The following is a 21,069-nucleotide window of genomic DNA, read 5'->3' as shown; positions in this document are numbered from 1 at the left end:
ACTGCTCCACTTTCTGCAACAGTGACGCAGGAGGGGCGGGGGACGAGGGGCGGTGCCGTGCGGCTTGCCGCCCCAGCGCCTCAGGCCGACGGGGCGGGCTCATCGGCCGACGCCGCACCAGCGAACTGGGCGGCATACAGCCGGGCATACGCGCCGTCGTGCGCCAACAGCTCGTCGTGCGAGCCCTGCTCGACGATGCGCCCGTCCTCCATCACGAGGATGAGATGGGCGTCCCGGATGGTGGAGAGCCGGTGCGCGATGACGAAGCTCGTGCGGTCGGAGCGCAGGGCCGCCATGGCGCGCTGGACGAGCAGCTCGGTCCGGGTGTCGACGGAACTCGTGGCCTCGTCGAGGATGAGCAGCGCGGGGTCGGAGAGAAACGCGCGCGCGATGGTCACGAGCTGCTTCTCGCCGGCCGAGATGTTGGACGCCTCGTCGTCGAGCACCGTGTCGTAGCCGTCGGGGAGGGAGTGCACGAAGCGGTCGACGTAGGTGGCCTGCGCCGCGGCCAGCACCTCGGCGTCCGAGGCCTCCGGGCGGCCGTAGGCGATGTTGTCGTGGATCGTCCCGCCGAAGAGCCACGTGTCCTGCAGGACCATGCCGATCCGCGAACGTAGGTCGTGCCTGGTCAGGTCGCGGATGTCGATGCCGTCCAGCGTGATCCGCCCCGCGTCGAGCTCGTAGAACCGGAGGATGAGATTGACCAGCGTCGTCTTGCCCGCGCCCGTCGGGCCGACGATGGCGACCGTCTGTCCAGGGCTGACCTCGAGGTTGAGATCCTCGATGAGCGGCCGGTCCGGCGAGTAGGAGAAGGAGACGTGCTCGAAGGCCACCCGCCCGTGCGGGTTGTCGAGGACGGCGGGGGCCGCGGCGTCGGGTTCCTGCTCGGGCGTGTCGAGCAAGTCGAAGACCCGCTCCGCGGAGGCGACACCGGACTGCAGGACGTTGGCCATCGAGGCCACCTGCGTCAGCGGCTGTGTGAACTGCCGCGAGTACTGGATGAACGCCTGCACGTCACCGAGGCTCATCGTGCCCGACGCCACCCGGAGCCCGCCGACGACCGCGATGGCGACGTAGTTGAGGTTCCCGAGGAAGAACATCGTCGGCATGATGATGCCGCTGACGAACTGCGCACCGAAGGCCGCTCCGAAGAGCTCGTCGTTCTTGGCCCGGAAGGCCGCCTCCGACTCCTTCTGCCGGCCGTAGACCTTGACGATCCCGTGCCCGGTGAAGGACTCCTCGATGATGGCGCCCAGCTCGCCGGTGTTGCGCCACTGCTGGACGAAGAGCCTCTGGCTGCGCCTGGCGATGGCCCCCGTGACGACCACCGACAACGGCACCGTGACGAGCGCGATGAGCGCGAGCACCCACGAGATCCAGAACATGATGCCGAGCACCGCGACGACCGTGAGCAGCGACGTGAGCAGCTGCGAGAGCGTCTGCTGCAGCGACGTCGAGATGTTGTCGATGTCGTTGGTCACCCGGCTCAGCAGCTCGCCGCGCGGCTGCCGGTCGAAGTAGGGCAGCGGGAGCCGGCCGAGCTTGGCCTCGACGTCCGCTCGCAGGCCGTACATCGTCCGCTGCACGACGCCTTGCAGGATCCACCCCTGCAGCCACATGAGCAGCGACGCGACGACGAACAGGGCGATGACGAGGAGCAGCACCCTGCCCACGGCGTCGAAGTCGATGCCCTGGCCCGGGACGAAGTCGACGGCCGAGAGCAGGTCGGCCATCGACGCGTTGCCCTGGGCGCGGGCCGCCGCGACCGCCTGCTCCTTGGTCACGCCGGACGGCATACGGGAGCCGAGGAAGCCGGCGAACACGAGGTCGGTGGCCCGGCCGAGGACCTTCGGTCCGATGGAGGACAGCGCGACGCTGAGGACCGCGAGGACGACGACGACGACCATGCGGCCGCGGTCCGGGCGCAGCAGCCCGAGGAGCCGTTTGGCGGAGGGCCCGAAGTTCAGCGACTTCTCCGCCGGCTGCCCGATCTGCAGGTGCGGCGGCCCCCCGCGCCGCGCGGGTCCGCGCCGGGCCTCGGCCGCCTTCTCCTCCGCGGTCTTGACGCCCTCCGCCATCAGGCCGCCTCCTCCACGCCGCGCTGGGACTCGACGATCTCGCGGTACGTGCGGCACGAGTCGAGCAGCTCGTCGTGCGTGCCCTGCCCGACGATGCGTCCGTCGTCGAGGACGACGACGTGGTCGGCGTCGATGATCGTCGAGACGCGCTGGGCGACGACGATGACGGTGGCGTATGCCGTCGCCGGCCGCAGCTCGCGCCGCAACCGCGCGTCCGTGGCGAGGTCGAGCGCGGAGAACGAGTCGTCGAAGAGGTAGACGTCGGGCCGCTTGACGATGGCGCGGGCGATCGCGAGGCGCTGCCGCTGCCCCCCTGACACGTTCGTGCCGCCCTGGGCGATCGACGCGTCGAGGCCGCCCTCCATCGCCGCGACGAAGCCACTGGCCTGCGCGATCCGCAGCGCGTCCCACAGCTCCTCGTCGGTCGCGTGCGGGTTGCCGTAACGCAGGTTGGACGCGACCGTGCCCGAGAACAGGTAGGGCTTCTGCGGCACCAGCCCGATCCGGCCCCACAGCGCCTCGAGCTCGACGTCGCGCACGTCCTCGCCGCAGATCCGGACCGACCCGCCGGTGCCGTCGAAGAGACGCGGGACGAGGCTGAGCAGCGTCGTCTTGCCCGAGCCCGTGGAGCCGACGATCGCCGTGGTCCGGCCGGGGAGCGCCGTGAAGGTGACGTCGTGGAGCACCGCCTGCGCGGCGCCGGGGTAGTGGAAGTCGACGCCGACGAACTCGATCGCAGCCGGGCCGTCAGGCAGCCGCACCGGCGACGGTGACTCGACGACCGAGGACTCGGTGCCGAGCACCTGCTCGATGCGCCTGGCGGAGACGGCGGCGCGAGGAACCATCGTCGACATGAAGGTGGCCATCATGACCGCGATGAGGATCTGGACGAGGTAGGCGAGGAAGGCCATCATCGCCCCGATCTGCATCCGGCCCTCGGCGATCCGGTGCGCGCCGAACCACATGACCGCGACCGTGGACACGTTGAAGATGAGCATGACGATCGGGAAGATCAGGGCCATCAGCCGGCCCACGGCCAGACCCGCCCGGGTGAGCGAGCGGTTGGCCTCGGCGAACCGGGCCTCCTCGTGCCGCTCGCGGACGAAGGCCCGCACGACGCGGATGCCCGTGATCTGCTCCCGCAGGACCCGGTTGACGCTGTCGAGGGAGGTCTGCATGAGCTGGAACTGCGGGATCATCCGGGCGATGACGAGCCCGACGCAGAGGCCGAGCAGCGGCACGGCGACGGCCACGAGCCAGGACAGGCCGACGTCCTCGCGCAGCGCCATGACGATGCCGCCGACCATCATGATGGGTGTCGACACGAGCATGGCGAAGCCCATGAAGAGGACCATCTGCACCTGGGTGACGTCGTTCGTGCTGCGTGAGATGAGGGTCGGTGCCCCGAAGGTCGACACCTCCTGGGCCGAGAACTGGCCCACGGTGTGGAAGACGCGGGCGCGCACGTCCCGGCCGAAGGCCATCGCCACCTTCGCCGCGAGGTAGGTCGCGGCGACGGACGCGGCGATCTGCGCGAGGCTCACGGTGAGCATGACGCCGCCGTGGCTCACGATGTAGCCCGTGTCCCCCCGCGTCACCCCGTGGTCGATGATCTCGCCGTTGAGGCTCGGCAGATAGAGCGACGCCATCGTGCTCACGAGCTGGAGTGCCACGATGAGCGCGGCCTCGCGGCGGTAGGGCCGCAACTGGTCGCGGAGCAGTCGGAGAAGCATGCCGTGCCCTTTCCCTCGAGGCTGGCTCAGTCTCACTCCTCGGGGCCGCCGGATTCGATCCCATTTCGCTGACGGCGCAGCGCGAGCTACGTCCCGTCGCGCACGAGCAGGCCGTCGGCCACGAGGTCACGGACGGTGGGGAGCAGCTCCGCGCGCACCGCCCCGGCGTCGAGCCCGAGCACCGCGGCGATGGCGTCGAGCGCGGCCCGTGCGGCGAGCTCGCCGTCGGCCACCCCGACGTATGCCGCGAGCAGCGTGCTGGCGCGCACCGACCGTCCCAGCCCGCCGCCCTGCCGCACGACGATGACGCTGGGGTCCTCGCTGCCGGGCCGGTAGTGCCGCTCCTCGGTGACATCGGGCGCGCACCGCCACGCGACGTCGAGCAGCTCGTCGTCGGTGTGCTCCGCGAGCCAGGTCCGGGCCCTCAGACCCACATCCAGGGTCGGGCCCATCGGGCTCGCCACGGGACCGGGCGCCTCGGCGAGGTCCCGCCACGGCTGCCGCTCGCCGATGGGGCGCTGGAGGGTCACCACCCCGAAGCCGATGGCCTCGACGTCCCGCGAGGCGAAGTCGTCCAGCCACGCGGCATACATGGCGTCGTGCGCGGCCGTCCCGGGAAGGGCACCGCCGTCGCGGGCCCACAGCTCGGCATACTCGGCCGGGTCCTGGCTGTCGCGCTGGATGACCCACGCGTCGAGGCCGACCCCGTCGAGCCAGCCGGCCCACACGTCACGCCATGAGCGGCCGCGGGGCACCTCCCAGTTGCCGAGGAACTGCGCCACGCCGCCCGGCCGCAGCACGTGCCCGACCTCGCGCACGAGGGAGCGGACGAGCTCGTCGCCGCGGCGGCCGCCGTCGCGGTACTCGTAGCGCGGCGTCGCCGCGCCGCGCGGGCTGATGACGAAGGGCGGGTTGCTCACGACGAGGTCGAAGCGGCGCCCCGCCACCGGCTCGAGCAGGTCGCCGGAGAGCAGCTCCAGCGTCACCCCGTTGAGCGCGGCCGTGAAGGCGGCATACGCCAGGGCGCGGGTCGAGACGTCAGTCGCCGTCACCGTGTCGGCGTGGTCCGCCAGGTGCAGGGCCTGGACGCCGCAGCCGGTGCCGAGGTCGAGCGCTCGCGCCACCGGTCGCCGGATCGTCCACGAGGCGAGGGTGGTCGAGGCAGGACCGATGCCGAGCACGTGGTCCGGCGGCAGCGGCGCCCGGGTCGCCGCCTCGGACAGGTCGGAGGCCACCCACCAGTCCGAGGCCTCGTCGGCATACGGCCGCAGGTCGCACCGCGCCCGCAGCAGCGGCTCACCCGCGGGCGGGCCCGGGCCGTCGGCCACGGCAGCCACGAGGCCGAGGGCGACCGCGCCGCGGGCGCCGAGCGAGGGCAGGGCCCCCGTCAGCTGGGCCTCGGTGACGTCCCGGCCGAGGGTGAAGAGCCGGACGAGGACGCCACACGGGTCCGTGGCCGCCTCCGTGCGCAGGACGGCCGGCAGCGGGTGCTCCCGGTGCAGCGCGGCGGACGCGACGGGACCGAGGCGCTCGGCGACCCCGTCCACGGTGAAGCGGCCCGCCCGCAGGTCGGAGCGGAGTCGCTCGAGCAGGACGGGATGGACGACCGGGGTCGTCACGACGAGGCGGCGCCCGGCGCTCCCAGCGCGTCCTCGAGGGTGGGGTAGATCTCGAAGACCTTGTCGAGGCCGGTGATGGAGAAGACCTTGAGCACGCGGTCGTCGCTGCCCACGAGGCGCAGCGACCCGCCGAGCAGGCGGATGTGCTTGAGCCGGCCGACGAGGACCCCAAGGCCGGTGGAGTCGATGAACGTCACGTCGGTGAGGTCGACGACGAGGTCCGTGCGCCCCTCCCGGATCTGCTCGTCGAGCTTGTCCCGGACCCGGGGGGCCGTGTAGACGTCGATCTCCCCTTCGAGATGGACGACGGTCCGCTCGCCGTGGTCGGCACGGGTGGTCGACGACTCCACGTGTGACACCATCACCTTCCTGATCTGTCAGCGCCCCTGCGACGCCTGGGACGGGTACGCTGCCCCGCGCACCGGCCACGCTACCGTGACGGCATACCGTTGCTCCACCATGTCCACATTTGCCGGCTCCGCGTCGCACCCGCCCGGGGTACCCCGTGCGGGCCTCGACGATGCGGCCGGGGGCCCGGACCCGGCCCGACTGCTGCGAGCCCTGGCAGGGGACGCGCCCGAGCGGCTGCTCCACGTCCACGAGGTGCCGGCCCGGTCCGGCCGCACCGGCACCTGGCCGTCATGGGTGGAGCCGACCGTGCTCGGGGCCCTCGCCGGGGCGGGGGTCACGCAGCCGTGGAGCCACCAGGCCGAGGTGGCGCACCTGGCCCACGCGGGCCGGCACGTCGTCGTCTCGACGGGGACCGCCTCGGGCAAGAGCCTCGGTTACCTCCTGCCCGTCCTCAGCGACCTGGTCTCCGGCTCCTTGGCGCCGAGCGGGCGCGGGGCCACCGCCCTCTACGTGTCGCCGACGAAGGCCCTCGCCGCGGACCAGCTGAGCCGCGTCGGCGCGCTCGCCCTGCCCGGAGTGCGCGCGGCGACCTACGACGGCGACACCCCCGGTGACGAGCGTCGCTGGATCCGCGAGCACGCCAACCTCGTCCTGACGAACCCCGACCTGCTGCACCACTCCCTCCTGCCGGGCCACGAGCGGTGGGCGCCGTTCCTCCGGGCGCTGCGCTACGTCGTCGTCGACGAGTGCCACGTCTACAAGGGCGTCTTCGGCGCACATCTGGCCGCAGTGCTGCGGCGCCTCCGGCGGGTCGCCGGGCGCTACCGGGCGTCGCCGACCTTCGTCTTCGCCTCGGCGACGGTGGCGGACCCCGAGGAGCACGCCTCCAAGCTCCTCGGTATGCCGGTGAGCCCGGTCACCGAGGACGGCTCCCCCCGAGCGGCGATGACCTTCGCGCTGTGGGAGCCGCCGCTCGTGGGCGGGCCCGACGGGCAGCCGAAGCGGGTGAGCACCCTCACCGAGACAGGCGAGCTCCTCGCGGCCTGCGTGCGCGAGGACGTGCAGACGGTGGCGTTCGCCCGATCCCGGGCCGCGGTCGAGGTGGTGGCCCGGATCGCCCGCGACCGGCTGCCCGGCAGCGACGAGCACCTGGTCGCGGCATACCGGGGCGGCTACCTCCCCGAGGAGCGGCGCGAGCTCGAGCGGGACCTGCGCACCCGGCGCCTGCGCGGGCTCTCGGCCACCAACGCGCTCGAGCTCGGCATCGACGTCAGCGGTCTCGACGCCGTGCTGCTCGCGGGCTGGCCGGGCACCCTCGCCTCCCTGTGGCAGCAGGCGGGTCGCGCCGGTCGCTCCGGGCGGCGGTCGCTCGCGGTCCTCGTGGCCGCCGACGACCCGCTCGACACGTATGTCGTGCACCACCCCGAGGCGATCTTCGGCCGGGGGGTGGAGGCCACCGTCGTCGACCCCGACAACCCGCACGTCCTCGCACCGCATCTCGCCGCCGCCGCTGCCGAGCTGCCGCTCACCGAGGACGACTTCGCGATCTTCGGGCCACAGACCGCCGGGCTGCTCGACGCGCTGGTGACCCGCGGCATCCTGCGGCGACGCCCCCGCGGCTGGTTCTGGGCCCGCGACGACCGGCCGGCCGACCACCTGTCCCTCCGCGGCGTCGGGGAGCCGGTGCGGATCGTCGAGTCGCGCACGGGCCGGGTCATCGGCACCGTCGACGGGGATGCCGCGCACTCCCAGGTGCACCCCGGCGCGGTGCACGTGCACCAGGGCCAGACGTGGGTCGTCACGAAGCTCGACCTCGAGGACCACGCGGCGTTCGCCGTGCGCGGCGACCCCGGCTGGACCACCCAGGCCCAGTCCGTGAGCGACTTCGACATCGTCGGCGAGCTCGAGCACCACGACTGGGGTCCGCTGCGGTGCTCCTTCGGCCACGTGACCGTGCGCCACCAGGTCGTCTCGTTCCTGCGCCGGCTGCCCGGCGGCGAGGTGCTCGGGGAGCATCCGCTGGACCTGCCGTCACGGTCGCTCGACACGAAGGCGATGTGGTGGACGCTGCCCTCGGAGCTGCTCGGGGCCGCGGGCATCGACGCGGCGGCGATCCCGGGCGCGGCGCACGCCGCCGAGCACGCCGCCATCGGGATGCTGCCCCTCTTCGCCACCGCCGACCGCTGGGACATCGGCGGGGTGTCGACCGACCGACACCCGGACACCGGACTGCCCACGATCCTCATCTACGACGGGCACCCGGGCGGGGCCGGCTTCGCCGAGCGGGGGTTCCGGCGGGCCACGACGTGGCTGCGCGCCACCCGCGAGGCCATCGCCTCGTGCGTGTGCGCGACCGGCTGCCCGGCCTGCATCCAGTCACCGAAGTGCGGCAACGGCAACGAGCCGCTGGACAAGAGAGGCAGCGTGGCGCTGCTCGACGTGACGCTGCGGCACGCGGACGAGGCGCGCTAGGTCACTGCCGGCGGGGACCGGGGTCCGGATTCTGGAAAACGAGGACATCAGCAATTCCTATCGCTACGGTAGGTAACTAATTCCCACTGAAGTTGTAGGAAGACTCACCGTCCGGCGCAGCGCGCCCGAATCCCGAGGAATCACCATGCCCCGTCCGCTCCTCGCAGCGTCCCTCGTCACGACCGCCGCCGTCACGGCGCTGGGCCTGTCCGCCTGCGCGGGTGGATCGAGCGACGCCGTGGCTGCCAACGGCGCCCAGCCGAGCGCCGCGTCGACCACCACCCTGAGCCTCTACGCGTATGCCGTGCCGAAGGTGGCCTTCGACAAGCTGATTCCCGCCTTCGCCAAGACCGCCGACGGTGCCGGCGTGTCCTTCCAGCAGTCCTACGGGCCGTCCGGCGACCAGAGCCGCAAGGTGGAGGCCGGGGCTGCCGCCGACCTGGTCAACTTCTCCGTCGAACCGGACGTCACCAAGCTCGTGGACGCGGGGCTCATCGACGCCACCTGGAACGCCAACGAGCACAAAGGGATTCCCTTTGGCTCCGTCGTCACCATCGTGGTGCGCAAGGGCAACCCGAAGCACATCACGGACTGGGACGACCTCCTTGCGCCTGGGGTCGAGGTCGTCACGCCCAACCCGTTCTCCTCCGGCTCGGCCAAGTGGAACCTGCTCGCGCCGTATGCCGCCAAGAGCGCTGGGGGAACGAACCCCGCCGCCGGGCTCGCCTACGTGTCCAAGCTCGTCGGCGAGCACGTCAAGATCCAGCCGAAGTCGGGGCGCGAGGCGACCGAGGCGTTCCTGCAGGGCTCCGGGGACGCCCTGCTCAGCTATGAGAACGAGGCCATCTTCGCCGAGCGCAACAACGACCCGGTGCAGCATGTGACCCCGCCGACGACCTTCAAGATCGAGAACCCCGCCGCCGTCCTCAAGACGAGCAAGAACCTCGAGAAGGCCAAGGCGTTCAACGCGTTCCTCTACACGACGGAGGCGCAGACGCTCATCGCGGAGGCCGGCTTCCGGCCTGTCGACGCCACCGTCGCAACGAAGTTCGCGACGAGCTTCCCCGAGCCGGCGAAGCTGTGGACGATCAAGGACCTCGGCGGGTGGAGCACCGTCAACGACAAGCTGTTCAAGAAGGACGTCGGCGCCATCGCGAAGATCTACGAGGAGGCCACGAAATGACCACATGGCTCACGGCCGCCACGTTGGCTGCGGCGGCGGACGACACGGTCGTCCCGATGCGCCGCGCGCAACGTGACGTCGGCCGGCCCTGGGGCGGTTCGCCTCGGCGCTCCCGCCGGGCGACGCGGCGCCGCGCGCCACGGCATACGGGCGGTCTCGGGGTCGGGCTGGTCACCCTCTGGCTCAGTGTCATCGTCCTGCTCCCGCTGGCGGCGCTCACGGTGACGTCGTTCGAGGAGGGGCTCTCCGGCTTCGTCGCCGCCGTGACGGCACCGAGCGCGCTGGCGGCGCTCCAGGTCACACTCCTCGTCTCGGCGGGCGTGGCGCTGCTCAGCGCGGTGTCGGGGACGCTCCTCGCGTGGGTCCTCGTGCGGGACGACTTCCGCGGGAAGCGGGTGGTCAACGCCCTCATCGACCTGCCGTTCGCGCTGCCCACCATCGTCGCGAGCATCGTGATGCTCTCGCTCTACGGTCCGAGCAGTCCGATCGGCTTGCACCTCAACGCAACTCGTTGGGGGTTGGTCGTCGCACTGGCGTTCGTCACCCTGCCGTTCGTGGTGCGGTCCGTCCAGCCGGTTCTCATGGAGACCGAGCGCGAGGTGGAGGAGGCGGCGGCCTCGCTGGGCGCCTCGAACGCCGTCACCTTCCGTCGCGTGGTGCTGCCCACGCTCGCTCCGGCGATCCTCAGCGGGACCGGCCTGGCCTTCGCGCGCGCCGTCGGTGAGTACGGCTCCGTCGTCCTCATCGGCGGCAACGTCCCCCGGGAGACGCAGATGGTGTCCCAGTACATCCAGCAGCAGATCGAGATCGACCGGCCTGTCAACGCGGCGGCCGTGTCGGTGGCGCTGATGGCAGTCGCGTTCGTCACGCTGCTCATCCTGCGCCTCGTCGCAGGTCGCAGCCAGCGCCACGAGGAGCAGTCGTCATGAGGACGTCACGGCGCAGCCGCCTCGTCCTGCGGACGCTGGCCCTCGGCTACCTGTTCGTCCTGCTCGCCGTCCCGGTCGGCGCCATCCTCTGGCGGACCTTCGAGCGCGGCATACCCGCCTTCCTCGCCTCGATCAGCACCCCGGCAGCCATCTCCGCCCTCAACCTGTCGCTGCTCATCGTCGCCGTCGTCGTGCCGGTCAACGTCGTCTTCGGCGTGGTCATCGCGCACGCGCTGGTCCGCGGCCGGTTCCGCGGACGAGGGCTCCTCCAGGCGGTCGTGGACCTGCCCTTCGCCATCTCCCCCATCGTCGTGGGGGTCTCGCTCATCCTGCTCTGGGGGGCGCACGGGTGGTTCGGGGCGCTCGACCGGGCCGGCCTCAAGGTCATCTTCGGCCTTCCCGGCATGGTGCTCGCGACGATCTTCGTGACCCTGCCCTTCGTCGTCCGAGAGGTCGAGCCCGTCCTCCACGAGGTCGGGACCGACCAGGAGCAGGCAGCCGCCACCCTCGGCGCCACCCGTGGCCAGACGTTCTGGAGGATCACCCTGCCCTCCATCCGGTGGGGCCTGACCTACGGCGTCGTCCTCACCGTGGCGCGCGCCCTGGGCGAGTTCGGGGCGGTGATCATGGTGTCGTCCGGCTTCCCCGGCGTCTCGCAGACGCTGACGCTGCTCGTGCACTCGCGGTACATCGACGACCACAACACCTACGGCGCCTACGGCGCCGCGACGCTGCTCATGGGCCTCGCGCTCGTGACGCTGCTCTTCATGACCGTCCTCGACCGAAAGCGGACATCCCGATGATCACCGTGACGCAGGCCTTCAAGAGCTACGGCAGCTTCGCCGCCCTCGACAACGTGAGCCTGGACATCCCCAGCGGCTCCCTCACCGCGCTGCTGGGGCCGAGCGGGTCGGGCAAGTCCACCCTCCTACGAGCCATCGCCGGGCTCGAGAGCCTCGACCGGGGGACGGTGTCGATCGCCGGCGTCGACGTCACCCACGCCCCGCCGCAGGAGCGCGGGATCGGCTTCGTGTTCCAGCACTATGCCGCCTTCAAGCACATGACGGTTCGCGACAACGTCGCCTTCGGGCTGACGATCCGCAAGCGGCCCAAGGCAGAGATCCGCTCCCGCGTGGACGAGCTGCTCGAGGTGGTCGGCCTGGAGGGATTCCAGCACCGGTATCCCGCCCAGCTGTCCGGAGGCCAGCGACAGCGCATGGCGCTCGCCCGGGCACTGGCCGTCGACCCGCAGGTGCTGCTGCTCGACGAGCCGTTCGGGGCGCTCGACGCCAAGGTCCGGACCGACCTGCGCACGTGGCTGCGGCGACTGCACGACGAGGTGCACGTCACGACCGTCCTCGTGACCCACGACCAGGAGGAGGCGCTCGACGTCGCAGACCGCATCGCGGTGCTCAACCACGGCCGGATCGAGCAGGTGGGTGACCCTCAGTCGCTCTATGACCGTCCGGCCAGCGACTTCGTCATGAGCTTCCTCGGGTCCGTGGCGCGGCTCGGTGCGCAGCTCGTGCGACCGCACGACATCGTGCTCGAGTCCCTCGATCCCCGGGAGTTCGCCGCCGCCGGGGCCGCGGGGGCCGTCCGCCTGCCGCACGGGACGGTTCCGGCGGTCGTGGAGCGGGTCGCGCGTCTCGGCTTCGAGGTGCGCGTGGACCTGCGGACCGCCTCCGGCGAGCGCTTCGCGGCCCAGCTCACGCGCCGTGAAGCGGCGGCTTTGCAGCTGCGTGCGGGAGACACGGTGACCGCTCGGGCACACGGCAGCGCCCGCGTGCTCGAGGCCTCGACCGCCAGCCCCGGATGACGATCTGCGGCGCCCGCGCCGGTGCACCACAATGCACCGTGTGGACATCTCCGCACGCACCGACTACGCCGTCCGCGCCATGCTCATGCTCGCCGAGGCCGAGAGCGCCGGCGACGGCCCGGTCAGTGTGGAGACGCTCGCGACCCGACAGGACCTGCCCCGCAAGTTCCTCGAGGCCATCGTCGCCGACCTGCGCAGGGCCAAGCTCGTCACGAGCACCCGTGGCGCGCGCGGCGGCTACTCCCTCGCCCGACCCCAGTCGGAGATCTCCGTCGGCGACGTCTTCCGCGCCGTCGACGGGCCGCTCGCGGAGGTGCGCGGCCTACGTCCGCACGACACGACCTACGAGGGCGCCGCCGCCCACCTGTCCACCCTGTGGGTCGCCGTGCGTGCCAGCCTGCGCGAGGTCCTGGACGGCACGACGCTCGCCGACCTGCGCCGCGGGAAGCTACCGGCCCGGGTCGCCCGGCTGGCGTCGGCACCCGACGCGTGGCGCAACCGGTGACGCTTCGTCTCCCGCGCCGCCCAGCGCTCCCGGTTCAGGGATCGACGGGTCCGGCTCGGGCGCGGGCCACCGCGGCCCCACCCCAGCCGGGGACGAAGGTCTGCACCGTCACGTCCGCCTGCGACCGCACGACCCGGCAGCCCGTGAGCCGCGCCCCGTTGGCCCGGACGACAGCGTCCGCCCGGCCACACGGAGAGGCGCCGCCGGACTCGGCGGATGACGCCGCGGCCAGAGCGCCCAGGTCCGCCGCGATGCGGGCCCGGTGGCTGGCGGCGACCGCGCCGCCGAGAGCCAGGAGACCGAGCGTGACGACGAGGACCGCGAGCGCCAGGCCCAGCACCACCACGGTCGCGCTGCCCGCGTCACCGCCGAACGGGCCAGCTCCTGCCCGGCCTGCGTGCCGGGCCGCTCGCACCCGGCGGCAGCCGGACCAGCGCCTCACCGCGCAGTCCGGCCGTCCAAGAGCGCCCGCGTGCCACGACCCCGTGCTCACGGCGTGGCCACGCCGTCCTCGACCGGCGTCGAGGCCTCCGCGCCGAGCCGCCACAGCGGCACGACCCCGCCCCATCCTCCGGTGACCGCACGCACCTCGACGTGCGCGTCGTGGCCCCGGCGGTTGACCGCCACGGAGGCCCCCGGCGGCGCCGCCCGCAGGGCCAGCCCGCGCACGACCGCCGGAGCGTCGCCACGAGCCGCGGCACGACTGGCGAGACGGGCGGCGTCGAGACACCGAAGCTGGTCCGCCGCGGCGACGAGCCCGGCCAGGCACAGGGCCAGCATCAGGACGAGCCCCGGAAGGGCGACGGCCAGCTCGGCCGTCACCATCCCGGCTTCGCGCCGCGCCCCCGCTCTCCTGCGTGGCGCGCAACCCCTCACCCGGCGAGCCCCAACGCGCGCTGCACGATGGCGCCCAGCGCACTCCTGACCGCCCCGGACCTGACCACCCCGAGGAGGACGAGCGCGAACGTGCAGGCGGCCATGATGCCCACGGCATACTCGGCCGTCGTCATTCCCGCCTCCCGTCCTCGCCGAACCAGCATGCGCAGCCTCGCTCTCATGAGCGCTCCCTTCTTCCTCACCCGCGGGACGGTCCCGCGGGAGGCTCAACGGCCGGTGACGATGCGAACGGCCAACGCCAGGACCAGCGGCGCCACCGTGGTGAGGCAGAAGGCCGGCAACAGGACGAGCCCCAGCGGCAGGACCAGCCGCACGCCGACTCGGGCCGCAGCCACCTCCACCTGCTCCAGCTGCGCCGACCGTGCGTCATCCGCGGCACGCAGGAGCAGGGGCCCGGGCGGCAGCCCGGCGACGTGGGCGAGGGAGATCGCCGCGGCGGCGGGCGCCCACCGGTCGTCCACCGAAGCCCATGCCTCCGCCTCGGAGGCTCCCCAGAGGACCGCTGCCGACACCTGCCGCAGGTCGGCGCCACCGTGTCCGGGCACCTGGTCGGCCACCCGCTCCAGGACGGCGCTGGTCGGCAGCCCCGAACGGTAGGCCAGGGCGAGCAGCACCATGGCCGCCATGACGTCGTCGACGGACACCCGGTCACCGCGCCCGGCGGGCGTCGGGGCGCCACGTCGCCGGACCGGCCGCCGTGGGACCGCCCGCCGCCGGACCGTCCGCGCGGAGGCGTCTGCAGCGTCCGAGGCGGCGGCAGCAGTCGCCAGAGTGCCGTCAGGGGGCCCGTGCGACCCCGTCGCCGGCGGGCGGACAGAGCCGGCGCGTCGGGGCAGGAGCAGCACCGCCGCTGCGACGAGGAGTGCGACGAGCAGCCCGGCCGAGGCCCCCGAGAGCTGCCTGGCGACCGCCTGCAGGGCGGCGCTCATGGGAGGCCCAGGGCGGACCGCACGAGCCGTCGGCACCACCAGCGGCCCACGACGAGCAGCACGACGCCGGCCGCGGAACACCCCGTCGCCGCCACGGACCCCAGATAGAGCTCGACCGGCCCCACCCCGGCCGCGATGCCGAACAGTGGCCCGGCCGCCGGCAGCGCCGTGAGCACCGCGACGGTGGCGCGGGGCCCTGCCACCGCCGCAGCCACCCGCCGGCGCCGCGAGGCCGCGGCCCGCAGCTCGGCGCCGGCTCGTTCGACCGCCTCGACGAGCGGAGCACCGGTCGTCTCCGAGAGCCGCCAGGCGGCGGCCACGAAGGACAGGGCTTGTGAGTCCGTGGCGGCGGCCCACCCCGCCCAGACCTCCGCGAGCGATTCGCGGCCGGGAGGCAGCTGCGTCGACCTCTCGGCCGGCTCGCGTGTCGGGCGCAGCGTCGCGAGCCGGGCGCCCGAGCCCGTGGCCAGCGCGATCTCGACGGCACGGGCGGGCGGCAGGCCCGCGCGCAGGGCAGGCGCGACGGCGCCGAGCAGCTGGGCGGCATCCTGTTCCACTTCGTGGCTCGCCCGGCCCCGGCGGACACGCAGCAGCCCCACGGGGTCCGTGTGCCACAACGCAGCCGCACGCGCCCACGCGGACAGCGCACCGGAGGACGGGCCGTCCTCGGGCACCACCCGACGCACCGGCCCGGACACGAGGCCGGGCAACCGTCGCGCCGGCCACGCAAGGACGCCGAGCAGGGTCAGCACGGCCACGACCCCGCCCGCCCTCATGCCGCGCCTCCCGGCGGTGCCACCCGTCCGTCGCAGCCGTCAAGCGCGGGGCGCCCCACGAGCTCACGCAGACGGTCCCACGCGGGGCCGCGCTCCACGCGGCCGCCGAGCCACCGGGCAGCGGTGACGACCACCGGGGCCTCCCCCATCCGGTCGACGACCGCGATCGACTCCAGGCGGCGGACTCCGCTCGTGCGCGACACATGCAGCACGACCTCGACCGCCGCAGCAAGCTGGACGCCGACTGCGGCCGGGCTGAGCCCCACGAGCGCGCCCAGGGCCTCGAACCGCGCCACGACGTCCTCGGGCGCGTTGGCATGCACGGTGCCGCACCCGCCCTCGTGGCCGGTGTTGAGGGCCGCGAGCAGCTCGCGGACCTCCCCGCCACGCACCTCCCCGACGACAATGCGGTCCGGGCGCATCCGAAGCGCCTGGCGTAGCAGCACCGTGAGGCTCACCTCCCCGAACCCCTCCACGTTGGCCTGCCGCGCCTCGAGCCGCACGACATGGGGATGTGCCACGTGCAGCTCCCGGACGTCCTCGACCAGGACGACCCGGTCGGTCGGGGCGACGCAGCCGAGCAGTGCCGCGAGCAGGGTGGTCTTGCCCGCGCCGGTGCCACCTGAGACCACGAAGGCCCGACGCCGCTCGACGAGGGCAGACAGGAGGCGCACCCAGGACGGTGGGAACATGCCCGACGCGGCCAGGTCCGCGAGCGACGGGTGGGACCGGGCCGGCACGCGGATGGTGATGTGCGGGCCATCGGCGACCAGCGGCGGCAGGACGGCATGCAGCCGCCCACCGTCGGGCAGCTGACCGTCCACCCACGGGCTCGCCTCGTCGAGGCGCCGCCCAGCCGCGCCGGCCAGCCGCACCGCCAGGGCTCTGACCTCCTCGATCTCCAGCCGGGCGCCCACGCACTCCATGCCGCGTCCCCGGTCCACCCAGACCCGCCCGTCTCCGTTGACGGCGACGTCGGTGACCGACGGGTCGGCCAACCAGCCGTCGAGGGGTCCGGCGCCGAGGACCCGGGCCGCAAGGTCTCGGGCCGAGGTCGCGACCCGATGGGTGCCCAGCGCGGCCGACTCCTCCCGAGCCACCTCGAGCACGCGCGCGGCATCCGGCCGCAGGCCCTCCCTGGCCCGTCCCCACGCGGCAGGACTGAGGCTCACGCCGGCCTCCTCGGGGCTGCAGCCTCGCGTGACGCGACACCCGCTGCGGGCGGCGCACCGGCCAGACGATCGAGCAGCCGGAGCAGGATCCGGTCGGCGATGTCGACGACCGGTCCCCTCCCCCGCGTGCCGGCCGGCACCCCGTCATCGACGTCCGCGGCGGCACGCGCGTCGTCGCGCAGCCGACCGAGCACGGGCACGTCCAGCTCGTCCGTGACGAGCTCCTCCAGGTCCGCGTCGCCCCCGCGCAGCACGACCCACGTCTCCGGTCCGATGGACTGCAGCCTCGGGACCACCGCCGCGGCGGCGGCCAGCTGCGCCACCCGCGTGCCCACGACGACGACGACGGCGTCAGCCACGCCCGCGAGGCCGCTGACGGTCAGCTCGTCACGCGGGACGTCCACGACGACGAGCTCGTGGGCGGCTCGCAGCCCGAGCAGGACGTCCGCCACGGCGCCCTGCCAGGAGGCGCCCGTGGGTCTCCACGGCCGCGGCATCGACAGCACCCGCACGCCCTGCGCCTGTGGCAACCGCCCGGCCAGCGCCGCTCCGTCGACGACGCCGGAGACCTCCTGCAGCGCGTTCCAGCGCCACCCGGGCGCCTGCTCGAGACCGAAGGTCACGTCGAGACCCGCGCCCCAGGCGTCGAGGTCGACGGCCGCCACCGACCGTGACGCCGCCGCGGCGCGCACCGCCGTCGCCGCCGTGAGGAGCGTGGCGCCCACGCCGCCGGATGCGGGGAGGAGAGCGAGGACCTGTCCCATGACTCGAGGCTGCAGCGCGCCGGCGGAGGCGGCGCCCTGGAGCCTCGAGCCTGTGGACAGCAGCGGATCGCCGCGGGCGCGCTGGGGACAGCGGAGCCGCGACGACGAGCAGTGGACGCCAGCACATGACGCCAGAACATGCAGTGGCCTCCGCCGGGGGGAGACGGAGGCCACCTGTCGTGGCCTGGCGCCCCGGGGGGGAGGGGCCAGGGCCACGGGGCGCTCAACCTGGGGGGGCGGGAGCGCCAACTCCATGCTCCCGGCAAGGAGGGGCGAATGCAAACGGACGGCACGCTCAATCGCAGATCTTTTTCAAAAACCGATGCAGCAGGAGGCCTCCCGGTGTATGGCGGGAGGCCTCCACGAGAACTTCTCGGGTTACCAGGCGCGCATCATCTGTCGCTGCGGTTGTGTCTCCGGCGGCGGACGGTTCTTAAAGAGAACAACTTCCCGCGTGGGTACCCGTTCGGTTCTCGCCTGCATCTTCTGCGGACCCTGACCGTCGCCTCACGGCAATGTGGCTCCGGATCTGTTGTACCGCAGGGCGGGGTCGCCGGAACAGGGTCGGTGAGCGGGCCGACGGGAAACTGTCCACCTCGCTGGACAGACCGGGCGGGCGGACGGTGCGGATGGACGGTGCGGACGGGCGGGCGTGGGGGCACCTGGCAGCCGGACGGCCGAGCACCCGGCAGCCGGACGGCCGAGCTAGGTCAGTCGGCCCAGTCGCACCGCGTCGCAGATCCGCTCGCCTTCCTGCACCGCGGCCAGGAGCGCGTCCGCACAGTGACCCAGCCACAACGCGACCCCTGCGGCGCTCCCCTCTGCGTATGCCGTGAGCGCCCCGAGATAGGCCGCTGCCCCTGCTGCCGCGTGGCCTGCCTCGGGCACCGCAACACCGGTGGGGTCGAGCCCGCTGGCCTGGACGAGCGCCCGCTCGAAGGCTCGTGCGACGAGCCCGTTGCCCCGGGCGAAGGGCCGCACCACGGCGACCTCGGCATGCACGACGGCGGCCACGACCACGGCCGGCACCCGGTGAACCGACGATGCCCCGGCCACCACGACCTCGGACACCTGTGCGAGGCGTGCGGACACCGTCCCCGCAGGGGGAGCCGGGCCGAGGTCGACCAGCTCGTCGCACGTCTCGCCGTCGACGCGCGGCCGCCCCACGGCGTCGGGCGCGAGCAGGTGCCCCGCGGCCGCCACGTGCAGCCGGGCGAGGGCCTGCAAGGGTGCGGTCCGCACCAGGCCCACGACGTGCTCGGTCTCCGCGGTTGCCGTCACCGCGCCGCGCACCACCCGCATCGCGGGGTCGGGGTCGGTCGGCCAGTCCCGCGCTCCCCGCACCAGGTCGCGGACAGCCTGGAGGGGCAGCTGCGCACCATCGAGCCGCGCGCTGGCCCCGGCCCCGCGCACGCGGGACTCGGCGGCAGCCTCCGCGACGCGCCGGCGCAGCGCCTCGTGGAAGCGCAGCCGCGCGGCGGCCTCGCGCACGGACTCGGCCCGCTCGCGCACCCCGGGCAGGTCGGTGAGCGCGGCGAGCTGTTCGATGAGGCGAGAGTCTGGCACCGGCTCAGCGTAGGTCGGCGCACCATCAGCTCGAGCGTGTGGTGCGATCCACGCCGATGCAGGGGGAGGCTGCGGCAGGCGGACCGACTACCGTGTGGGGTGGTGTCGGCCGCGCGGAGACGCGCCCGATCGACCACTGCACACCGCGACGCTGCGAAAGGTGGACCATCGTGACCGAAGAGGCCCTGGAGAACCTGCTGCAGGAGGACCGGACGTTTCCGCCGCCTCCGGAGTTCGCGGCAGCCGCGAACGGCACCGCCGACCTGTATGCCGCGGCCCAGGCCGATCACGAGGGCTTCTGGGCGCAGCAGGCGCGCACCTACGTGACGTGGAGCAAGGACTTCACCCAGACGCTGGACTGGAGCAACCCGCCCTTCGCGAGGTGGTTCGCCGACGGGGAGCTCAACGCGTGCGTCAACGCCGTCGACCGGCACGTCGAGGCCGGCAACGGGGACCGAGTCGCCATCCATTTCGTGGGCGAGCCGGAGGGCGACACAAGAGACGTCACGTATGCCGATCTGCACGAGCAGGTGCAGCGGGCGGCCAACGCCCTGACGGACCTCGGTGTCGGCACCGGCGACACGGTGGCCATCTACCTGCCGATGATCCCCGAGGCCGCCGTGGCCATGCTGGCCTGCGCGCGGATCGGCGCGCCGCACTCAGTCGTCTTCGGTGGATTCTCCGCCGAGGCCCTGCACTCCCGGATCCAGGACGTCGGGGCCAAGGTCGTCGTCACCTCGGACGGCGGCTTCCGCCGCGGCTCGCCGTCGGCCCTCAAGCCGGCCGTCGACGCCGCTCTCGACCACGGCGACACGTCGGTCGCCACGGTGCTCGTGGTGCAGCGCACCGGCCAGGACATCCCCTGGACCGACGGCCGCGACATGTGGTGGCACGAGGCGCTCGACGCGGCGGAGGCGACGCACGAGGCCGTGCCGGTCGAGGCGGAGCACCCCCTCTTCGTGCTCTACACCTCGGGGACGACCGGTAAGCCGAAGGGCATCTTCCACACCACGGGTGGCTACCTCACCCAAGCGGCATACACCAACGCCGTCGTGCACGACGTGCACCCCGACCGCGACGTCTACTGGTGCACCGCGGACATCGGCTGGGTCACCGGCCACAGCTACATCGTCTACGGCCCACTCACGCTGGGTGCGACACAGGTCATGTACGAGGGCACGCCGGACACCCCCCACCAGGGCCGCTTCTGGGAGATCGTCGAGAAGTATCGGGTGTCGGTCCTCTACACCGCACCGACTGCCATCCGGACCTTCATGAAGTGGGGAGAGCACATCCCGGCCAAGTTCGACCTCAGCTCGCTCCGCGTGCTCGGCTCGGTCGGTGAGCCGATCAACCCGGAGGCCTGGATGTGGTACCGCCGCGTCATCGGCGGCGACCGCTGCCCCATCGTCGACACGTGGTGGCAGACCGAGACCGGGGCGATCATGATCAGCCCGCTGCCCGGAGTCACGGCGACCAAGCCGGGTTCGGCCCAGAAGCCGATCCCCGGGGTGGCCGCCGACGTCGTCGACGACACCGGTCAGCCCGTGCCCAACGGCCACGGCGGGTACCTCGTGCTCAGCAAGCCGTGGCCGGCCATGCTCCGCGGCATCTGGGGCGACCCGGAGCGCTACAAGGAGACGTACTGGTCGCGCTTCGAGGGCCTCTACTTCGCCGGCGACGGCGCCAAGCGCGACGCCGACGGCGACATCTGGGTGCTCGGCCGCGTCGACGACGTGATGAACGTCTCGGGCCACCGCCTGTCGACGACCGAGATCGAGTCGGCGCTCGTGTCGCACCCGAAGGTCGCCGAGGCCGCCGTGGTCGGTGCGACCGACGCGACGACGGGTCAGGCGGTCTGCGCCTTCGTCATCCTGCGCTCCGAGGTCGTCGCCGAGGCGGACGAGGTCGGGGAGGGCCAGGACCTCGTCCAGGAGCTGCGCAACCACGTGGCCAAGGAGATCGGCCCGATCGCCAAGCCTCGACAGATCATGATCGTGCAGGAGCTGCCCAAGACCCGGTCGGGCAAGATCATGCGGCGCCTGCTGCGTGACGTCGCCGAGAACCGCGAGGTCGGCGACGTGACGACGCTGGCGGACAGCTCCGTCATGGACCTCATCAAGCGGGGCCTGTCCTCGGGCGACTCCGCCGGCGGCTGAGACAAGGCCGCCCACGCGATCAACGCGGCCACCCCCCTCCCCCCGTCGAGTGGCCACTTCCGTACGCCCCCCTCCAGTCGAGTGGCCACTTTCGCACGCCCCCTCCCGTCGAGTGGC

19 protein-coding genes are annotated in these 21,069 nt (G+C 73.0%); 7 read left to right on the top strand and 12 right to left on the bottom strand.

Annotated features, from left to right (window positions below; all coding sequences use genetic code 11):
- Positions 1–80: 80 nt before the first annotated feature.
- The 4 genes from VFJ94_RS09370 to VFJ94_RS09355 form a co-directional block, all read right to left on the bottom strand.
- Entirely contained in the window at positions 81–2,078 is a 1,998-nt protein-coding gene (locus VFJ94_RS09370; RefSeq protein ID WP_325003937.1) for an ABC transporter ATP-binding protein, read from the bottom strand.
- Positions 2,078–3,811 carry an ABC transporter ATP-binding protein gene (locus VFJ94_RS09365; protein WP_325003936.1) on the bottom strand — a complete coding sequence of 578 codons (1,734 nt, stop codon included), beginning with the start codon at positions 3,809–3,811 and terminating at the stop codon, positions 2,078–2,080. Before VFJ94_RS09365 ends, VFJ94_RS09370 begins: the two co-directional genes overlap by 1 nt.
- A gap of 86 nt (positions 3,812–3,897) precedes the next feature.
- Positions 3,898–5,430 (bottom strand): DUF7059 domain-containing protein, encoded by a 1,533-nt coding sequence (locus tag VFJ94_RS09360; RefSeq protein WP_325003935.1) that lies wholly within the window; start codon positions 5,428–5,430, stop codon positions 3,898–3,900.
- Complete coding sequence (locus VFJ94_RS09355) at positions 5,427–5,780, bottom strand: STAS domain-containing protein (RefSeq protein WP_325003934.1); 354 nt, start codon at positions 5,778–5,780, stop codon at positions 5,427–5,429. The genes VFJ94_RS09360 and VFJ94_RS09355 overlap by 4 nt, the downstream gene beginning before the upstream one ends.
- 109 nt (positions 5,781–5,889) lie before the next feature.
- Here VFJ94_RS09355 and VFJ94_RS09350 point away from each other — a divergent pair, with 109 nt between their 5' ends.
- From VFJ94_RS09350 to VFJ94_RS09325, 6 genes are all read left to right on the top strand, one after another.
- Positions 5,890–8,253, top strand: a complete 2,364-nt coding sequence (locus tag VFJ94_RS09350) for a DEAD/DEAH box helicase (RefSeq protein ID WP_325003933.1) — start codon at positions 5,890–5,892, stop codon at positions 8,251–8,253.
- A 145-nt stretch (positions 8,254–8,398) separates the two neighbouring features.
- Entirely contained in the window at positions 8,399–9,436 is a 1,038-nt protein-coding gene (locus VFJ94_RS09345) for a sulfate ABC transporter substrate-binding protein (RefSeq protein ID WP_325003932.1), read from the top strand.
- A complete protein-coding gene (cysT, locus tag VFJ94_RS09340) occupies positions 9,433–10,365 on the top strand; it encodes a sulfate ABC transporter permease subunit CysT (protein ID WP_325003931.1) in 933 nt (310 codons plus the stop codon). Before VFJ94_RS09345 ends, cysT begins: the two co-directional genes overlap by 4 nt.
- Complete coding sequence (cysW, locus tag VFJ94_RS09335) at positions 10,362–11,168, top strand: sulfate ABC transporter permease subunit CysW (protein ID WP_325003930.1); 807 nt, start codon at positions 10,362–10,364, stop codon at positions 11,166–11,168. The genes cysT and cysW overlap by 4 nt, the downstream gene beginning before the upstream one ends.
- Positions 11,165–12,184 carry a sulfate/molybdate ABC transporter ATP-binding protein gene (locus tag VFJ94_RS09330; protein ID WP_325003929.1) on the top strand — a complete coding sequence of 340 codons (1,020 nt, stop codon included), beginning with the start codon at positions 11,165–11,167 and terminating at the stop codon, positions 12,182–12,184. Before cysW ends, VFJ94_RS09330 begins: the two co-directional genes overlap by 4 nt.
- 40 nt (positions 12,185–12,224) lie before the next feature.
- Positions 12,225–12,689: an Rrf2 family transcriptional regulator gene (locus VFJ94_RS09325; RefSeq protein WP_325003928.1), complete on the top strand. Its 465-nt coding sequence runs from the start codon at positions 12,225–12,227 to the stop codon at positions 12,687–12,689.
- Between the two features lie 34 nt (positions 12,690–12,723).
- On the opposite strand, the gene VFJ94_RS09320 is transcribed toward VFJ94_RS09325, so the two are convergent.
- From VFJ94_RS09320 to VFJ94_RS09285, 8 genes are all read right to left on the bottom strand, one after another.
- A complete protein-coding gene (locus tag VFJ94_RS09320; RefSeq protein ID WP_325003927.1) occupies positions 12,724–13,257 on the bottom strand; it encodes an Rv3654c family TadE-like protein in 534 nt (177 codons plus the stop codon).
- Positions 13,179–13,514 carry a TadE family type IV pilus minor pilin gene (locus VFJ94_RS09315; protein WP_325003926.1) on the bottom strand — a complete coding sequence of 112 codons (336 nt, stop codon included), beginning with the start codon at positions 13,512–13,514 and terminating at the stop codon, positions 13,179–13,181. Before VFJ94_RS09315 ends, VFJ94_RS09320 begins: the two co-directional genes overlap by 79 nt.
- A 47-nt stretch (positions 13,515–13,561) precedes the next feature.
- The gene (locus VFJ94_RS09310) at positions 13,562–13,747 is read right to left on the bottom strand and encodes a DUF4244 domain-containing protein (protein ID WP_325003925.1); all 186 of its coding nucleotides are present in this window, start codon (positions 13,745–13,747) and stop codon (positions 13,562–13,564) included.
- 45 nt (positions 13,748–13,792) lie between these two features.
- Entirely contained in the window at positions 13,793–14,515 is a 723-nt protein-coding gene (locus VFJ94_RS09305) for a type II secretion system F family protein (RefSeq protein WP_325003924.1), read from the bottom strand.
- A complete protein-coding gene (locus VFJ94_RS09300) occupies positions 14,512–15,291 on the bottom strand; it encodes a type II secretion system F family protein (protein WP_325003923.1) in 780 nt (259 codons plus the stop codon). Before VFJ94_RS09300 ends, VFJ94_RS09305 begins: the two co-directional genes overlap by 4 nt.
- Positions 15,288–16,463, bottom strand: a complete 1,176-nt coding sequence (locus tag VFJ94_RS09295; protein ID WP_325003922.1) for a TadA family conjugal transfer-associated ATPase — start codon at positions 16,461–16,463, stop codon at positions 15,288–15,290. Before VFJ94_RS09295 ends, VFJ94_RS09300 begins: the two co-directional genes overlap by 4 nt.
- Complete coding sequence (locus VFJ94_RS09290) at positions 16,460–17,227, bottom strand: hypothetical protein (protein WP_325003921.1); 768 nt, start codon at positions 17,225–17,227, stop codon at positions 16,460–16,462. The genes VFJ94_RS09295 and VFJ94_RS09290 overlap by 4 nt, the downstream gene beginning before the upstream one ends.
- 705 nt (positions 17,228–17,932) lie before the next feature.
- Positions 17,933–18,793 carry a hypothetical protein gene (locus VFJ94_RS09285; protein ID WP_325003920.1) on the bottom strand — a complete coding sequence of 287 codons (861 nt, stop codon included), beginning with the start codon at positions 18,791–18,793 and terminating at the stop codon, positions 17,933–17,935.
- Positions 18,794–18,849: 56 nt separating this feature from the next.
- On the opposite strand from VFJ94_RS09285, the gene acs reads away from it, so the two are divergent.
- Complete coding sequence (acs, locus tag VFJ94_RS09280) at positions 18,850–20,952, top strand: acetate--CoA ligase (RefSeq protein ID WP_414654592.1); 2,103 nt, start codon at positions 18,850–18,852, stop codon at positions 20,950–20,952.
- The last annotated feature ends 117 nt before the right edge of the window (positions 20,953–21,069 follow it).

The organism is Intrasporangium sp., assembly GCF_035688975.1.
GTDB lineage: Bacteria > Actinomycetota > Actinomycetes > Actinomycetales > Dermatophilaceae > CALMNV01.
Note: the sequence above shows the minus strand (reverse complement) of the source record. Positions and strands in the feature narration are given on the sequence as shown.

Excerpts from the sequence above, each read along its gene's own strand:
- VFJ94_RS09370 (WP_325003937.1), bottom strand. The coding sequence starts at position 2,078 with ATGGCGGAGGGCGTCAAGACCGCGGAGGAGAAGGCGGCCGAGGCCCGG.
- VFJ94_RS09365 (WP_325003936.1), bottom strand. The coding sequence starts at position 3,811 with ATGCTTCTCCGACTGCTCCGCGACCAGTTGCGGCCCTACCGCCGCGAG.
- VFJ94_RS09350 (WP_325003933.1), top strand. The coding sequence starts at position 5,890 with ATGTCCACATTTGCCGGCTCCGCGTCGCACCCGCCCGGGGTACCCCGT.
- VFJ94_RS09345 (WP_325003932.1), top strand. The coding sequence starts at position 8,399 with ATGCCCCGTCCGCTCCTCGCAGCGTCCCTCGTCACGACCGCCGCCGTC.
- cysT (WP_325003931.1), top strand. The coding sequence starts at position 9,433 with ATGACCACATGGCTCACGGCCGCCACGTTGGCTGCGGCGGCGGACGAC.
- cysW (WP_325003930.1), top strand. The coding sequence starts at position 10,362 with ATGAGGACGTCACGGCGCAGCCGCCTCGTCCTGCGGACGCTGGCCCTC.
- VFJ94_RS09330 (WP_325003929.1), top strand. The coding sequence starts at position 11,165 with ATGATCACCGTGACGCAGGCCTTCAAGAGCTACGGCAGCTTCGCCGCC.
- VFJ94_RS09320 (WP_325003927.1), bottom strand. The coding sequence starts at position 13,257 with ATGGGGCGGGGTCGTGCCGCTGTGGCGGCTCGGCGCGGAGGCCTCGAC.
- VFJ94_RS09315 (WP_325003926.1), bottom strand. The coding sequence starts at position 13,514 with ATGGTGACGGCCGAGCTGGCCGTCGCCCTTCCGGGGCTCGTCCTGATG.
- VFJ94_RS09310 (WP_325003925.1), bottom strand. The coding sequence starts at position 13,747 with ATGAGAGCGAGGCTGCGCATGCTGGTTCGGCGAGGACGGGAGGCGGGA.
- VFJ94_RS09305 (WP_325003924.1), bottom strand. The coding sequence starts at position 14,515 with ATGAGCGCCGCCCTGCAGGCGGTCGCCAGGCAGCTCTCGGGGGCCTCG.
- VFJ94_RS09300 (WP_325003923.1), bottom strand. The coding sequence starts at position 15,291 with ATGAGGGCGGGCGGGGTCGTGGCCGTGCTGACCCTGCTCGGCGTCCTT.
- VFJ94_RS09290 (WP_325003921.1), bottom strand. The coding sequence starts at position 17,227 with ATGGGACAGGTCCTCGCTCTCCTCCCCGCATCCGGCGGCGTGGGCGCC.
- acs (WP_414654592.1), top strand. The coding sequence starts at position 18,850 with ATGCAGGGGGAGGCTGCGGCAGGCGGACCGACTACCGTGTGGGGTGGT.